Raw genomic sequence first — 15,169 nt, forward strand, 5'->3', positions numbered from 1 at the left:
GTCAGCCCGCCGTGCGCTGTCCGCGCCGGGTCAGCCACAGGACTCCGGCCGCGCCCGTCAGCAGGACCGTGCCGCCGAGGGTGCCGAGCGCGATGGCTGAGTCCATCGGTCCGGTCTTGGGCAGCGCGTTCTCGGTGGACGGCTCGGCCGGCGCACCACCGCCGCCCGCGGCCGTGACGTCGAGGGTGAGGGAGGGGCCCGGACTGTTGGCGGGGGTGCAGGTCGTCGTCGTACCGAGGGCCTTGATGGTGAGGACTCCGGCGGTGAAGGTGACCTTGCCGCTCTTCTTCGGGGTGTACGTCCCGCTCAGGTCGCTGATCTTGATGGGGCTGTTGGCGGGGATGGCGGCCGTGTTGGCGGGCCCGGTGACGGTGAGCTGCCCGGGGTCGGCGCCGCCCACCTCGATGACCGCGCTGGGGTTCATGGCGCCCTTGCCGAGTTCGACCGGGCTGGAGGAGACGCCCTTCTGGAAGGACATCGTGAGTTTGTAGCCGCTGCCGCTGCTGACGCTCTTGATGTCGATCGGCGAGACGGCCGCCTTGTCCCCGATCGGGGTCTTGCACTTGTAGTCGACGTCGACGACCGTCGCGTGGGCGGCGGGCGCGGCCAGCAGCACCGCCGCGCCCGCAAGACCGGACGCCAGCGCGAGAGCTGTTCGCTTCTGGTTCGGCACCTCGAATTCCTCTCAGGCCGGGTCGCCGCGCGCCGCCGCGATGCGGCACGAATAACTGACGACACATCAGATCGGGCGCTCAAGGTACGCCCGGGGCCTTGCGGAGGGAAGACAAAGAGCGCGCCGATCCGGCGCGCTCTTCGAGGGGGTACGGGCAGCGGTGGGGGTTATGCCGGGGCGGCCAGCTCCGCCCAGACGGTCTTGCCGGGCTCGCCCGGCACCCGGACGACCCCCCAGTCCATGCAGAGCCGCTGCACGATGAACATGCCGTGCCCGCCGGGCCGCCCCGCCCGGTGCGGCGTACGCGGCGAGGGCTGGCCGGCCCCGCCGTCGGCGACCTCCACGCGCAGCATCTTCGGGCCGCGGGCGATGCGGATCTCGTCGGGCCCTTCCGCGTGCAGGCACGCGTTGGTGACGAGCTCGGACACGACCAGCAGGACGTCCTCCGCGGCCGCGCGGCGGTCGGCACTGGAGGCGGGGAGCCAGCCCCAGTCCTGGAGCGCCTGGCGGGCGAAATCACGGGCCGTCGGCACGATGCCGGTGGCCTCCCGCAACGACAGCGTGCGCCACTGCCGCTCGGCGCCCTCGGCCGGCCGGACGGGCTCGGCGGAGGAAACGCCCGTGCCCTCCGGCTCGCGGCCGAGGCCGCCCGGCGGATGCTGCCGGGTGGTGCTCATCAGCGCTTCACCTCACCGATTCACCATGTCGCCCTGGAACGGATACGACCCATGGAACAGATACAGAAAACAAATAGCGATACGGACACTGATACAGGAACCGCACAGGTACGGGCGGCCTGGCCACCCGGGCTCGCCGGAAGATCTCCTGCCCGGCCGAATCGTGACGACACCCACTTCGGCTACGCGGATCGCGTAACTCCCGTGCCGGACGAGACGCCCGGGGCGCCGAAACGCCTCCCGATCAGGGGGCCAGCGCCTCGTCCAGGGAGGCGTGGACGGTGAAAACCGCCTCGGCTCCCGTGATCTCGAAGACCCGCGCCACCACCGGCTGCATTGCGGCCAAATGAACCCCTCCCCCGGCTGCCTCCGCCTTGAGGCGTGCACCGAGCAGCACGTTCAGCCCGGTGGAATCACAGAAGTCGAGTCGCGAGCAGTCGACCACCAGGCGCGCACGCCCCTGCTCGACCGCGCTCTCCAGGGGTTCGCGCAACAGATCCGCCGTGTGGTGGTCGAGCTCACCCACCGGCGTCACCACCTCGCTGCGCCCCTCGGTCCGGACCCCGACCTGAAGCCGACCCCGGTTCGCACTGCCGACCGTCCCGCGGTCCATGCCCGTCCCTCTTCACCGCTCGTCACTGTCCGCATCACCTTGCCTGCAGATGCGTGGCAGCTGTCACTGATGTTCTTGAAACCCTACGCGTTCCGTGCGCCACGCGGTAGCCGAAGACCTCAACAAACCGGACATATAGCCTCAATTGGCGGTTGTACCGATCCATGACGAGCGGGTAAGGGTAGAGGGACACCCAAAACACGACCGGCTTCGGAGGCGCCGCTTCACCGCAGGAACACGTATAGGCATCGGCAGCCATATGCCGAGAACGATGGAGGAGACCATGTCACCCCGGCTCGACGAACCGCGTACCCAGAACGCGGCGTCGGCATGTCCTCAGGGACTGACCGAATCAGACTCCCCTGCTGCGACCGTCCCGAACGGCACGCGCACCGACAGCACCAGCAGTGGCAGTGATCGCTTCACCCGCGGTAGCGCCTACCCGCACAGCGCCGCACATATGCACGGTGTCATATCCACGGACACGCACAGTGCCGCATTCGACACCGACGGCCTCGAAGGACTTCCCGAGATCCCGCCCTACACCGAAGTGGGGGCGCTGGACGCCAGGGCCCTGTCGAAGACGCTCTTCGCGCGGCTCGAATCCCTCGAAGAGGGCACGCCCGAGTACTCCTACGTACGCAACACGCTCGTCGAGCTGAACCTGGCCCTCGTCAAGTTCGCCGCCTCCCGGTTCCGCTCCCGCAGCGAGCCGATGGAGGACATCGTCCAGGTCGGCACCATCGGCCTGATCAAGGCGATCGACCGCTTCGAGCTCAGCCGGGGCGTCGAGTTCCCGACCTTCGCGATGCCGACCATCGTCGGTGAGATCAAGCGCTTCTTCCGCGACACCAGCTGGTCCGTGCGCGTCCCGCGCCGCCTTCAGGAACTGCGGCTCGACCTGGCCAAGGCGGGCGACGAGCTCGCCCAGCAGCTCGACAGGGCGCCCACCGTGGGCGAGCTCGCCGACCGCCTGGGCCTCAGCCGCGACGAGGTCCTGGAGGGCATGGCCGCGAGCAACGCGTACACCGCGAGCTCGCTGGACGCCAAGCCCGAGGAGGACGAGCACGAGGGCGCGCTGGCGGACCGGATCGGCTACGAGGACCACGGGCTCGAAGGCATCGAGTACGTCGAGTCCCTGAAGCCGCTGATCGCCGTGCTGCCCGACCGCGACCGCAAGATCCTCTCGCTCCGCTTCGTCGCCAACATGACGCAGTCGGAGATCGGCGAGGAGCTGGGCATCTCCCAGATGCACGTGTCGAGACTGCTCTCGCGCACGCTGGTGAAGCTGCGCCGGGGTCTGACACTGGACGAGTAGCGCACACCTCGCCGCGTGCCTTCCGGGCCGCGTGCGCGAGGCCTGCCGGAGAAAGGACCTGCCCCGCCGGGGCAGGTCCTTCCGCGTTCCCGGGGCCGTACGGCGGCAGGCCTCAGCCGCCGTACGGTGCCGCGACGCGCTCGCCCGCGCGCCAGACCTGGTGGACCAGCGGCACGCCCGGCCGGTAGGCGAGGTGGACGTGGCTGGGGGCGTCCAGGACGACCAGGTCGGCGCGGGCGCCCGGGGTGAGGCGCCCGACGTCGTCGCGGCGCAGGGCCGCGGCGCCGCCCGCCGTGGCGGACCAGAGGGCCTCATCCGGGGTCATGCCCATGTCGCGCACGGCGAGGGCGATGCAGAACGGCAGGGACGAGGTGAACGAGGAGCCCGGGTTGCAGTCCGTGGACAGGGCGACGGTGGCGCCCGCGTCCAGGAGGCGGCGGGCGTCCGGCCAGGGGGCGCGGGTGGAGAACTCGGCGCCCGGGAGCAGCGTGGCGACGGTGGCGGAGTGGGCCAGGGCGTCGACGTCCGCGTCGGTCAGGTGGGTGCAGTGGTCGGCGGACGCGGCGTCGAGCTCCACGGCGAGCTGGACGCCGGGGCCGTGGCCGAGCTGGTTGGCGTGGACCCGGGGGTGCAGGCCCCTGGCGCGGCCCGCGGTGAGGATCGCCCGCGCCTGGTCTCCGTCGAAGGCGCCGCGCTCGCAGAAGACGTCGACCCAGCGGGCGTGCGGGGCGCAGGCGTCGAGCATGGGGCCGGTGACCAGGTCGACGTACCCGGCCGGGTCGCCGGCGTAGTCCGGGGAGACGATGTGGGCGCCGAGGAAGGTGACCTCGTCGGTGTGGCGGGCGGCGACGCGCAGGGCGCGGGCCTCGTCCTCGACGGTGAGGCCGTAGCCGGACTTGGTCTCGAACGTGGTGGTGCCCTGGCGCAGCGCCTCGGCGAGGTAGCGGGCGACGTTGGCGGACAGCTCCTCGTCGGTGGCGGCGCGGGTGGCGGCGACGGTGGTGCGGATGCCGCCCGCGCTGTAGGGCCTGCCGGACATCCGGGCGTTGAACTCCTGGGTGCGGTCGCCCGCGAAGACCAGGTGGGAGTGGGAGTCCACGAAGCCGGGGATCACGGCCCGGCCGCCCGCGTCGACGGCGTTGTCAGTGGCGGGTGCTTTGCTTGATTCACCGGTCCAGACGACGCGGTCGCCCTCGATGACGACGGCCGCGTCCTGGATCAGTCCGAGGGGGGACGCGTCACCGAGGGAGGGGTCGTTGGTGACCAGGGCCGAGATGTGGGTGATGGCGGTCGTCGTCATCGGGGGACTGCTCTCCTTGCGTGGGGGCCGCCGGGGGTTCTCCTCGCCGCTGCTCAGTGGTGCAGGGCCGCGATGGCCTTCGCGAGCGCTTCGGGGACGTCGTCGATCAGAGTGTGCCGCCCGTCGCGTACGAGGTGGCGCCCCGCGACGACCGTGTGGCGGACATCAGCGGCGGAGGCGGCGAATACGGCGGTCTCGGCCGCCAGCCGCGGCAGTGGCCCCGCTGTCCTGACGGAGTCCAGGGCCACGGTCACCAGGTCGGCGGGCGCGCCCGGTTCGAGGACGCCCGCGTCGGGCCGGCCGAGTGCGGCGTGGCCGGTGGCGGAGGCGGCGCGCAGCAGGGCGGCGGCGGTCCAGTGGCCGCGGCGCCGGGTGCGCAGGCGCTCGTCGAGTTCCATCGCGCGCGCCTCCTCGAAGAGGTCGATCACGGCGTGGCTGTCGCTGCCGAGCGAGAGCGGGGAGCCGGCGTGCTGGAGGGCGGCGGCGGGGCCGATGCCGTCGGCGAGGTCGCGTTCGGTGGTCGGGCACATGCAGGTGCCGGTGGCCGTGGAGCCGAGGAGCGCGATGTCCTCGTCGGTGAGGTGGGTGTTGTGGATGCCGGTGGTGCGGGGTCCGAGGACGCCGTGGTCGGCGAGGAGCCGGGCGGGGGTGCGGCCGTGGGCGGCGAGGCAGGCGTCGTTCTCGGCGGTCTGCTCGGAGAGGTGGACGTGGAGCGGCGCGTGCCGTTCGTCGGCCCACCGGGCGACGGTGGCGAGCTGACCGGCCGGGACGGCTCGTACGGAGTGGACGGCGGCGCCGATGACCGTGTGGTCGTCGCCCTTGAGGAGGGCGGCGCGCTCGGCCCAGGCGTCGGCGGTCGTGTCGCTGAAGCGCAGCTGGTGCCGGTCGGGCTCGCGGTACCGGTCGGGTCCGGATCCGAATCCGGCGGAGAGATAGGCGGTGTCCAGCAGGGTGATCCGGATGCCGGCGTCGCGGGCGGCCGCGATCAGGGCCTCGCCCATGGCGTTCGGGTTGTCGTAGGGGGTGCCGCCCGGCCCGTGGTGCAGGTAGTGGAATTCGCCGACCGCGGTGATGCCGGCGAGCGCCATCTCCGCGTACACCGCGCGGGCCAGCGAGTGGTACGTGTCGGGCGTGAGCCGGGACGCGACCTGGTACATGGTCTCTCGCCAGGTCCAGAAGGTCCCGGAGCCGACCTGCACGGCGGAGCGCAGGGCGCGGTGGAAGGCATGCGAGTGGGTGTTGGCCAGGCCCGGCAGGGTGAGCCCGCGCAGCACGGCCGCGCCGGGCGGGGGCGCGTCCGCGCCGGTCCGTACGCCGTTGATCCGCCCGTCGGACACCTCCAGGAGGACGCCCGGCTCGACATGGGTGCCGAGCCAGGCGTGGGAAAGCCAGTACGTCTGGGTGACGGGCGCGCCCGTCCCCTCCGTCGTCAGCGGCACGCGAGACCTTCCAGTACGTCGGCGAGTGCGGTCACCCCGGCCGCGCAGTCGTCCTCGTCGGCGTGTTCGGCCGGCGAGTGCGAGATCCCGGTCGGGTTCCGTACGAACAGCATGGCGGTCGGGACCGAGGCGGACAGGATGCCCGCGTCGTGTCCTGCCCCGGTGCCGAGCACGGGGACGGCGCGGCCGGTGCCCCGGGCGGACCCCTTGAGCAGGGCGCCCAGCTCGTCGCGCAGGGCGTGCTGGAACTCCACGACGGGCGTGAACGACTCGCGGACGACGTCGAGGTCGATGCCGGCCCGTTCGGCGTGGTCCCGGGCGGCCCGTTCCACGGCGGCGACGACGGTGTCCAGGGTGTCCTGGTCGGCGGCGCGGGAGTCGAGCCAGCCGCGCACGAGGGAGGGGATGGCGTTGACGCCGTTGGGCTCGACGGCGACCTTGCCGAAGGTGGCGAGGGCGCCCGCGAGTTCCGCTTCCCGGCGTGCGGCGAGCACGGTCTCGGCGTACGTGAGCATCGGGTCGCGCCGGTCGGCGAGCCGCGTGGTGCCCGCGTGGTTGGCCTCGCCCCGGAAGTCGAACCGCCAGCGCCCGTGCGGCCAGATCGCGGAGGCGATGCCGACGGGGTCGCCGCTGAGGTCGAGGGCGCGGCCCTGCTCGACGTGGAGTTCGACGAACGCGCCGATCCGGGCGAGCCGTTCGGGGTCGGGCCCGATGGCGTCCGGGTCGTGTCCGGCGGCGGCCATGGCCTGCGGGAGCGTGACCCCGTCCGCGTCGCGCAGCCGGTGCGCGGCCTCGACGGTCAGCTGCCCGGCGGCGAGCCGGGAGCCGACGCAGGCGAGACCGAAGCGGGCCCCCTCCTCGTCACCGAAGTTGGTGATCGCCAGCGGCCGGGTGAACTCCGCTCCCCTGCGGCGGAGTTCATCGAGCGCGGCGAAGGAGGACACGACGCCGAGCGGCCCGTCGAAGGCCCCGCCGTCGGGCACGGAGTCGAGGTGCGAGCCGGTGACGACGGCGTCCCCCGCGAGGGGGTCACCGAGCCAGGCCCACTGGTTGCCGTTCCGGTCGACCTCCGGCACCAGCCCCCGCGCCTCGGCCTGCGCCCGGAACCACGCCCGGCAGTCGGCGTCGGCGGCCGTCCAGGCGTACCGCCGGTATCCCCCGCTGCCGGCGTCCCGCCCGATGGGCGCGAGCTCCCGCCACATCTCCTGGAAGGAGGACCCCCCGCCCGGCCGCACGGCCGTCACGCCTCGTCCTCCCTCATCGGCACCCGCACACCCTTGTCCGACGCCACGGACTCCGCGATGTCGTACCCCGCGTCCACGTGCCGGATCACCCCCATGCCCGGGTCGTTGGTGAGCACCCGCCGGATCTTCTCGCCGGCCAGCGGCGTGCCGTCGGCGACCGTGACCTGGCCGGCGTGGATGGAGCGGCCCATGCCGACGCCGCCGCCGTGGTGGAGGGAGACCCAGGAGGCGCCCGACGCCACGTTGACCATGGCGTTCAGCAGCGGCCAGTCGGCGATCGCGTCGGAGCCGTCGAGCATGGCCTCGGTCTCGCGGTACGGGGAGGCCACGGAACCGCAGTCCAGGTGGTCGCGCCCGATCGCCAGCGGCGCCGCGAGTTCGCCGCTCGCCACCATGTCGTTGAACCGCTCGCCGGCCCGGTCCCGTTCGCCGTAGCCGAGCCAGCAGATACGGGCGGGCAGCCCCTGGAAGTGGACGCGCTCGCCGGCCATCCTGATCCAGCGGTGCAGGGACTCGTTCTCCGGGAAGAGTTCGAGCAGCGCCTTGTCCGTCCTGTGGATGTCGGACGCCTCACCGGACAGCGCCGCCCAGCGGAACGGGCCCTTGCCCTCGCAGAACAGCGGCCGGATGTAGGCCGGGACGAAGCCGGGGAAGTCGAAGGCCCGCTCGTACCCGGCGAGCCGTGCCTCGCCGCGGATCGAGTTGCCGTAGTCGAAGACCTCGGCGCCGGCGTCCATGAAGCCGACCATCGCCTCGACGTGCCGGGCCATGGACTCGCGGGCCCGCTGGGTGAAGTCGGCGGGCTTCTCGGCCGCGTACGAGGCCATGTCGTCGAAGTCGACGCCGGCCGGGAGGTAGGCCAGCGGGTCGTGGGCGCTGGTCTGGTCGGTGACGATGTCGACGGGGGCGCCCTCGGCGAGCATCCGGGGCAGCAGCTCCGCCGCGTTGCCGAGGAGGCCGATGGAGAGCGGGCGGCGGGCGTCCCGCGCCTCGACGGCGAGCTGGAGGGCGTGCTCCAGGGAGTCGGCGCGCACGTCGAGGAAGCGGTGCTCGATGCGGCGTTCGATGGCGCGCGGGTCGCAGTCGATACAGATCGCGACGCCGTCGTTCATGGTGACGGCGAGCGGCTGGGCGCCGCCCATCCCGCCGAGTCCGGCGGTCAGGGTGATCGTCCCGGCCAGCGTGCCGCCGAACTTCTTCGCGGCGACCGCGGCGAACGTCTCGTAGGTGCCCTGGAGGATGCCCTGTGTGCCGATGTAGATCCACGACCCGGCGGTCATCTGGCCGTACATGGTGAGCCCGAGCGCCTCCAGGCGGCGGAACTCCTCCCAGTTCGCCCAGTCGCCGACCAGGTTGGAGTTGGCGATCAGGACCCTCGGCGCCCACTCGTGCGTCTGCATGACCCCGACCGGCCGCCCGGACTGGACGAGCATCGTCTCGTCCTGCTTGAGCGTGCGCAGCGTACGGACCATCGCGTCGAACGAGCGCCAGTCGCGGGCCGCCTTGCCCGTGCCGCCGTAGACGACGAGCTTGTCGGGGTGCTCGGCGACCTCGGGATCGAGGTTGTTCTGCAGCATGCGCAGGGCGGCTTCCTGCTGCCATCCCAGGGCACTCAGTTCCGTACCGCGCGGCGCCCGTACGGGGCGGGGTCCTGACATGGCGGTGCCTCCTCGCGACTGTGAACTTTCTATTCACATCTTGGGTGGGTGAATAGCTCCAGTCAACAGCCCCGGCCGGAAGGTCCCCGCACACCCCCGGGAGCCGCCCACTCCGCTTCGCCGCGGGGCATTCTCCGGCAGCCACCTGCATGTACCGATGGAAAATGCCAGAACCCCCACCTGGACAGAGCACGTTGCGTAACCTCAGGGTCACAGCCGAACACCGTGTCGGAGGGGAAATCCGCGTGCCCGGAATTGACGAGTGCCTGCTCGACGTCATGAGACTGCCCGGTGCCCGGGGCGCCGCCGTCGTCGACTGGACGAGCGGTCTCGCCCTCGGCACCATCGGTGAATCGCCCAACGGCGACCACGAGGCCACCGCCGCGGAGACCGCCGAGGTGGCCCGGATGGCGGCCGAACAGCCCGCCTTCGCCATCGGGTTACCGGACCCGCCGGCCGCCGGGGAGCCGGCCGCGCCGCCGGTCGAGGACGTCATCATCACCACGCGCGCCGGCTACCACATCCTGCGGTTCGTGGAGACGGACTTCGACAGCAGCGTCTTCCTCCACCTGTGGCTGGACCGCGCGGAGGGCAATCTCGCGCTCGCCCGGATACGGCTGGGAGAAATGGCCGAGCGGCTGGTCCTCGCATGACAGCCGCCCTCGCGGGGGAGTCCGCCGGCGCGCCGGTCCTCTCGCCCATGCTCCAGCGCCTCGCCGCCGAGCGGGCCACCGGCGCCCTCATGCGCGACCGGGGCACGCTGTACCTCGCCGACGGCAAGGTGGTGCACGCCGAGTCCCCGGCGACGCCCGGCATCGACGTCCTGCTCACCCGGGGCGGCGCGCTGCGGCGCGAGGGCTGGTGGGACGCGGTCGCCGAGGCGGGGGCCGGCCGGCGGGTCGGGCGGTACCTCGTGGACAGCGGCCGGGTGCCCGGCGGGGCGCTGGAACTGTGCCACCTGGGCGCGCTGTACGACGCGGCGTTCTTCGCCCTCGCCCCGACCCGGACGCCCGCCCGCTTCCGTTACGGCGTCGCGCACTGGATCGGCCCCGTGCGCCCCGTCCCCGTGGACGCCGTGCAGCGCGAGACGCTCCGGCGCCGGGAACTGCTGGACCGGATCTGGCCGGACGCGGCCGGGGACACGGCCCCGCTGACGCGGACCGGCCGTCCCGCCGACGCGCCCGTACCGCCGTACCGGCGCCGGGTGCTGGAACGGGTGGACGGGGCGCGTACGGCCACCGACATCGCGCGGGAGCTCGGCAGATCCGCGTTCCACACCCTGGTCGACCTGCGGCGCCTCACCGCCGCCGGGCTGGTCGAAGCGGTCCCGCAGGCCGCGCTCGCCGCCTCCGCGGCGGACCGGATCACCCTCCCCGAGGTCACGGCCGACCCCGACGTCGCCCTGTTGCGCCGGCTCCGAAACGCATTGGAGGCCCTGTGATACGCGCGCTCAGACAGCGTGCCGGAAGGAGACAGCTGATGGTGCCCGAAGCCGAAGCGCAGGACCTCCTGGCCGAGCTCCAGCGGTTACGGGCCCGGGTCCCGCTCCTCTCCGGAGCCCTGGCCGCCAGCACCGACGGCCTGGTCCTGGCCCACGACACACCGGGGGTGGAGGCCGAGGGGGTCGCCGCGCTGACCGCCGCCGCGCTCGGCGTCGCCATCCGGATGACGGACGCGACCGGCCGGGGCGGCTTCCGTGAACTCCTGGTGCGCGGCGAGACGGGCTACATCGCGACGTACGCCGCCGGCTCCCAGGCCGTCCTGACGCTGCTGGCCGAGGACCGGATCAATGTGGGGCGGCTCCATCTGGAGGGCCGCCGGGCCGGCTCCCGCATCGGCGCGCTGGTCGACGGCGCCCTGGACCGCGCCCCGCAGGCCGCGCCCGTACCGCGCCCCCAGCAACAGCCCGGTGCGCTCCCGCACCGGCCGACCTGATGACCCCCAACCAAAACGTGACCGGCCGCAACGGCCGGCCAGGGAAAGGAAACACCTACTCATGGCGAACACCGAAGCGTCACTGAAGGAAGCGATGTCGTCCATCGAGGGCACCACCGGTGTCGCCCTCGTCGACTACACGAGCGGCATGGCGCTGGGCACTCTCGGCGGCGGCAAGGAATTCAACCTGGAGGTCGCGGCCGCCGGCAACACCGACGTCGTACGCGCCAAGCTCCGCACGATGGAGCACCTCGGCATCCAGGACGAGATCGAGGACATCCTCATCACCCTCGGCACCCAGTACCACCTGATCCGGCTCCTCAAGTCCCGGGGCAACACGGGCCTCTTCCTCTACCTGGTGCTGGACGCCGGGCGGGCGAACCTGGCGATGGCGCGGCACCAGCTGAAGAAGATCGAGGCGGACCTGGAGGTCTGAGCGTCTGCCGCGGTGCGGGGTGCGGGGGTCCGGGGTGCGGGGTTCCGTCCTCAAGCGCCGGACGGGCTTGGGGTGGCGTCGTCGTCCGTGGGGTACGGGTCGCCCACCGTCCGGTGGGTGGGGGTGGGGTCCCTCCGGGCAGACTCCTCAAAAATGGCGTGTTCACCCGGGTACGCAGCCGTACCCGGGTCGTACGCCATTTTCTGCGGGGACTGCCCTGCACGCCCCCACCCACGTTCGCCTGCGTCTGTACGCCGGTGGTACGTCTGCCGCAGACGCGTGGCCGGACCCCACCCGCGGAGTGCGGGCGTGCTTTGAGCCCGTCCGGCGGTTGAGGACGGAACCCTCCGCCCCGGGACAGGGCAAACCCGCGGGGGTCGGCGCCCCACCCAAGCCCGTCCGGCGATTGAGGACGGAACCCTCCGGTTGGGACCGGGGCAAACCCGCGGGGGCCGGCGCCGCATTCAAGCCCGTCCGGCGGTTGAGGACAAAGATCCGTGCCCCGGACCGGGGCGAGCCCCGGGGATGCCGCCCGCCCAAGGGCCCCGCCGGTCCGGCACGGGCGAGCGCCTCCTACTCCACGAACAGGCCCCGGGCCACCGCCCCCGCGTCGAACTCCTCCAGGCGGGCCTGGGCGTCGGGCAGGGCGTCGCACATGGCCTCCAGCAGGACGCGCCCCAGCAGCATCGGCGCGCAGGCCGTGTCGAAGGCTAGCCCGGTGCCCACGGCCGCCGGGATCAGCAGGTCGCTGTGGCGGGCCACGGGCGCGAACGCGGAGTCCGCGACGGACACCACGGTGAGCCCCCGGTCACGCGCGTACGCGAGGGCGTCCACGACCTCGCGCGGGTGGCGCGGCAGCGCGAAGCAGATCAGCGCCGTCGCCCCGGCCCGGCGCGCGGCGTCGATCCGGTCGTGCAGCATGCTGCCGCCCTCGTCGAGCACCCGGACGTCCGGGTGCACCTTCGCGGCGAAGTACCCGAACCCCCGCGCCTGCGAGGACGCGGCGCGCAGGCCCAGCACCGGCAGCGGGCGGGAGGCCGCGAGCAGGCGGCCGGCCCGTTCGACGGGTCCCGGGTCGGCGAGGAGTTCGGCGAGGTGGCGCAGGTTCTCGATCTCGCCGAGCACCGCCTGCTGGTACTCGTTGTACGTCTCCTCCCCCGTCTCCGGGCCCGCCGGGGCGACCTCCCGCAGGTGCTTGCGCAGGGCGGGGTAGCCGTCGAAGCCGAGAGCGACGGCGAACCGGGTGACGGAGGGCTGGCTGACCCCGGCCAGTTCGGCGAGTTCGACGCTGGAGAGGAACGGGGCGTCACCGGCCCTGCGCACCATCGAGTGCGCGATGCGTCGCTGCGTGGGCGTGAGCCTGCGCCCCTCGAACAGCTCCTGCAACCGCGCGGCCGGGCTGCTCCCGCTCATCCTGTCCCCTCGGTAGATCCGCCGTGCCGAGGTCCGGCGCCGACGAATCCATTCAGCCAGCACGGCCCCTGCATGTCCATATGCAGGCGGCTGCCGCGGACCCGCCCCGCGCGCCGAACACGGGGGCTAGCCCCACTGTCCCGGGCGGCTCCTCTTCGTACCGTGGACACCATGGACGCACCCGACACCGAGCTCGACAAGGAGCTCAAGGCCACCTTGCAGGCCCGCAGCGAGCTGGGGACCGACTACGATTCCGCGCTCGTCGAGTCGTTCCTGGAGAAGGTGGAACAGCGACTCGACGTCACGCTCGACCGCAGGGTCCGGCGGCACCTCGCGGAGCAGCAGACCGCCGTCGCCCGGGGCGCGCGTGCGCCGGGGCAGCCCATGGGGCACTTCGGCGAGCGCTTCGGGTTCGGGATCATCTCGCTGGTCCTGGCCGTCCCGCTGTCCGCCATCGGCGCCGCGAACGCCGGCATCGGCGGGCTCATCGTGGCCTGGCTCGGGATCGTCGGCGTCAACGTCTTCCAGGCGGGCCACGGCAGGCGCCTGTTCCGCGGGCGCGAGGAGCGGCGGGCGGCCTCCGACTGGGAGGAGTGAGCGCACGGCTCACATGTCCGGAGGCGGAGGCGTGAGCGCGTCGCACGCAAAGAGGTGTCGCGGGGACCGCCACACCCCCGGTTGCCCGGGGGGCGGGACGACGGCGGTCCCCGCGAAGGACGACGCGGTCCGGGTCAGGGCCGGTCTGCGCGTCCGGGCGACGGTGGAGGTCCGGGAGCCGCTCCGTAGTCCGTGTCGCCGTACTCGGTGCCGGCGGGCTTCACCGCCGACACCCACCAATGTGCCGGAGCCGTGTTAAGCCGGTGCTGCGCCCGCGTGTCGCACACGTACCGTTTTCGCGAAGCGCGTGCGCACCGTCCTACGGCTTCGTGGCGGCGGCCGTGTCCTTCGCCAGGTACGCCAGCAGGTCCTGGCGGCTGACCACGCCCTTCGGCTTGCCCTCCACCAGCACGATCGCCGCGTCCGCGGCTCCCGTACCGCCGAGCACCGCCATCAGGTCCTCGACCGGCTCGCCGGAGCCGACCTGCGGCAGCGGCGGCGACATGTGCTTCTCCAGCGGGTCCGAGAGCGAGGCGCGCTGCGCGAACAGCGCGTTCAGCAGCTCCCGCTCGACCACCGAGCCGATGACCTCGGCGGCCATCACGTCCGGGTGGCCCGCGCCCGGCTTCACGATCGGCATCTGCGAGACGCCGTACTCGCGCAGCACGTCGATCGCCTCCCCGACCGTCTCCTCCGGGTGCATGTGGACGAGGGTCGGGATCGGCCCCTCCTTGTGGTTCAGAACGTCCGCGACCCGGGCGGAGGGACCTGCGTCCTCCAGGAAGCCGTAGTCGGCCATCCACTCGTCGTTGAAGATCTTGCTCAGGTAGCCGCGGCCGCTGTCCGGGAGGAGCACGACGACCACGTCATCGGGTCCGAGCCGCTTCGCGACCTCCAGCGCGCCGACGACGGCCATGCCGCAGGAACCGCCGACGAGCAGCCCCTCCTCCTTGGCGAGGCGCCGGGTCATCTGGAAGGAGTCCTTGTCGGACACGGCGACGATCTCGTCGGTGACCGTCCGGTCGTACGCCGTCGGCCAGAAGTCCTCGCCGACGCCCTCGACCAGGTACGGCCGGCCGGAGCCGCCGGAGTAGACCGAGCCCTCCGGGTCCGCGCCGACGACCTGGACCGCGCCGCCGCTGACCTCCTTCAGATAGCGGCCGGTGCCGCTGATCGTGCCGCCGGTGCCGACCCCGGCCACGAAGTGGGTGATCTTCCCCTCCGTCTGCTCCCACAGCTCGGGACCGGTGGTCTCGTAGTGGGAACGGGGGTTGTTCGGGTTGGAGTACTGGTCGGGCTTCCAGGCTCCCGGCGTCTCACGGACCAGGCGGTCGGAGACGTTGTAGTACGAGTCGGGGTGCTCGGGGTCGACCGCCGTGGGGCAGACGACGACCTCGGCACCGTAGGCGCGCAGCACGTTGATCTTGTCCGTGGACACCTTGTCCGGGCAGACGAAGACGCACTTGTACCCCTTCTGCTGCGCGACGATCGCCAGGCCGACGCCCGTGTTCCCGCTCGTCGGCTCGACGATCGTGCCGCCGGGTTTCAGCTCGCCGCTCTGCTCGGCGGCCTCGATCATGCGCAGGGCGATCCGGTCCTTCACCGACCCGCCGGGGTTGAAGTATTCGACCTTGGCCAGGACTGTCGCCTGGATGCCGGCCGTGACGCTGCGCAGCCTCACCAGCGGGGTGTTGCCTACGAGACTGATCATCGAATCGTGGAATTGCACCGTGTACTCCGGGGTCTCCGAGATGGTGCGGCAAGCGTATGCGTACGAGCCCGGGATTGGGTGAAGCGATTGAACGACGGCCGGTAGCGGGCAGGTAGCTCTGTGTACGGCTGTACGGCGGTACGTGGGACGAGGAG

At 72.4% G+C, this 15,169-nt stretch carries 15 protein-coding genes; 6 read left to right on the forward strand and 9 right to left on the reverse strand.

Features of this window, described 5'->3' with window-relative positions:
• Window position 1: 1 nt before the first annotated feature.
• The 3 genes from B082_RS0116905 to B082_RS0116915 form a co-directional block, all read right to left on the reverse strand.
• On the reverse strand, window positions 2-673 hold the full coding sequence (locus B082_RS0116905; RefSeq protein WP_018552996.1) for an LPXTG cell wall anchor domain-containing protein: 672 nt from the start codon (window positions 671-673) through the stop codon (window positions 2-4).
• A gap of 167 nt (window positions 674-840) precedes the next feature.
• The gene (locus B082_RS0116910; protein WP_018552997.1) at window positions 841-1,350 is read right to left on the reverse strand and encodes an ATP-binding protein; all 510 of its coding nucleotides are present in this window, start codon (window positions 1,348-1,350) and stop codon (window positions 841-843) included.
• Window positions 1,351-1,594: 244 nt separating this feature from the next.
• Window positions 1,595-1,963: an STAS domain-containing protein gene (locus B082_RS0116915; RefSeq protein WP_018552998.1), complete on the reverse strand. Its 369-nt coding sequence runs from the start codon at window positions 1,961-1,963 to the stop codon at window positions 1,595-1,597.
• A 283-nt stretch (window positions 1,964-2,246) separates the two neighbouring features.
• On the opposite strand from B082_RS0116915, the gene B082_RS0116920 reads away from it, so the two are divergent.
• Complete coding sequence (locus B082_RS0116920; RefSeq protein ID WP_026249878.1) at window positions 2,247-3,281, forward strand: RNA polymerase sigma factor SigF; 1,035 nt, start codon at window positions 2,247-2,249, stop codon at window positions 3,279-3,281.
• A 112-nt stretch (window positions 3,282-3,393) separates the two neighbouring features.
• Here the strand turns inward: B082_RS0116920 and hutI are convergent, their stop codons facing one another.
• Genes hutI through hutU form a run of 4 tightly spaced genes read right to left on the reverse strand, consistent with a single transcriptional unit; the run spans window position 3,394 to window position 8,922 of the window.
• The gene (gene hutI, locus B082_RS0116925; protein ID WP_018553000.1) at window positions 3,394-4,581 is read right to left on the reverse strand and encodes an imidazolonepropionase; all 1,188 of its coding nucleotides are present in this window, start codon (window positions 4,579-4,581) and stop codon (window positions 3,394-3,396) included.
• A 53-nt stretch (window positions 4,582-4,634) separates the two neighbouring features.
• Window positions 4,635-6,020 carry a formimidoylglutamate deiminase gene (locus B082_RS0116930; RefSeq protein ID WP_018553001.1) on the reverse strand — a complete coding sequence of 462 codons (1,386 nt, stop codon included), beginning with the start codon at window positions 6,018-6,020 and terminating at the stop codon, window positions 4,635-4,637.
• Window positions 6,011-7,222 carry an allantoate amidohydrolase gene (locus B082_RS0116935; RefSeq protein WP_026249879.1) on the reverse strand — a complete coding sequence of 404 codons (1,212 nt, stop codon included), beginning with the start codon at window positions 7,220-7,222 and terminating at the stop codon, window positions 6,011-6,013. The genes B082_RS0116930 and B082_RS0116935 overlap by 10 nt, the downstream gene beginning before the upstream one ends.
• Window positions 7,223-7,260: 38 nt before the next feature.
• Window positions 7,261-8,922, reverse strand: a complete 1,662-nt coding sequence (gene hutU, locus B082_RS0116940; RefSeq protein WP_026249880.1) for a urocanate hydratase — start codon at window positions 8,920-8,922, stop codon at window positions 7,261-7,263.
• Between the two features lie 245 nt (window positions 8,923-9,167).
• On the opposite strand from hutU, the gene B082_RS0116945 reads away from it, so the two are divergent.
• The 4 genes from B082_RS0116945 (at window position 9,168) to B082_RS0116960 (ending at window position 11,293) form a co-directional block, all read left to right on the forward strand.
• Window positions 9,168-9,575 carry a hypothetical protein gene (locus tag B082_RS0116945; RefSeq protein ID WP_018553004.1) on the forward strand — a complete coding sequence of 136 codons (408 nt, stop codon included), beginning with the start codon at window positions 9,168-9,170 and terminating at the stop codon, window positions 9,573-9,575.
• Window positions 9,572-10,363, forward strand: coding sequence for a helix-turn-helix transcriptional regulator (locus B082_RS0116950; protein ID WP_018553005.1), 792 nt, complete (start codon window positions 9,572-9,574; stop codon window positions 10,361-10,363). Before B082_RS0116945 ends, B082_RS0116950 begins: the two co-directional genes overlap by 4 nt.
• A gap of 38 nt (window positions 10,364-10,401) precedes the next feature.
• Complete coding sequence (locus B082_RS0116955; RefSeq protein WP_018553006.1) at window positions 10,402-10,857, forward strand: roadblock/LC7 domain-containing protein; 456 nt, start codon at window positions 10,402-10,404, stop codon at window positions 10,855-10,857.
• 61 nt (window positions 10,858-10,918) lie between these two features.
• The gene (locus tag B082_RS0116960; protein WP_018553007.1) at window positions 10,919-11,293 is read left to right on the forward strand and encodes a hypothetical protein; all 375 of its coding nucleotides are present in this window, start codon (window positions 10,919-10,921) and stop codon (window positions 11,291-11,293) included.
• A gap of 573 nt (window positions 11,294-11,866) precedes the next feature.
• On the opposite strand, the gene B082_RS0116965 is transcribed toward B082_RS0116960, so the two are convergent.
• On the reverse strand, window positions 11,867-12,706 hold the full coding sequence (locus B082_RS0116965) for a MurR/RpiR family transcriptional regulator (RefSeq protein ID WP_037710337.1): 840 nt from the start codon (window positions 12,704-12,706) through the stop codon (window positions 11,867-11,869).
• Between the two features lie 171 nt (window positions 12,707-12,877).
• Here B082_RS0116965 and B082_RS0116970 point away from each other — a divergent pair, with 171 nt between their 5' ends.
• Window positions 12,878-13,303 carry a hypothetical protein gene (locus B082_RS0116970; protein WP_018553009.1) on the forward strand — a complete coding sequence of 142 codons (426 nt, stop codon included), beginning with the start codon at window positions 12,878-12,880 and terminating at the stop codon, window positions 13,301-13,303.
• A 319-nt stretch (window positions 13,304-13,622) separates the two neighbouring features.
• On the opposite strand, the gene B082_RS0116975 is transcribed toward B082_RS0116970, so the two are convergent.
• Window positions 13,623-15,032, reverse strand: a complete 1,410-nt coding sequence (locus B082_RS0116975) for a cystathionine beta-synthase (protein ID WP_018553010.1) — start codon at window positions 15,030-15,032, stop codon at window positions 13,623-13,625.
• Between the last annotated feature and the right edge of the window lie 137 nt (window positions 15,033-15,169).

The organism is Streptomyces sp. ATexAB-D23 (assembly GCF_000373645.1).
GTDB classification, from domain to species: Bacteria; Actinomycetota; Actinomycetes; order Streptomycetales; family Streptomycetaceae; genus Streptomyces; species Streptomyces castrisilvae.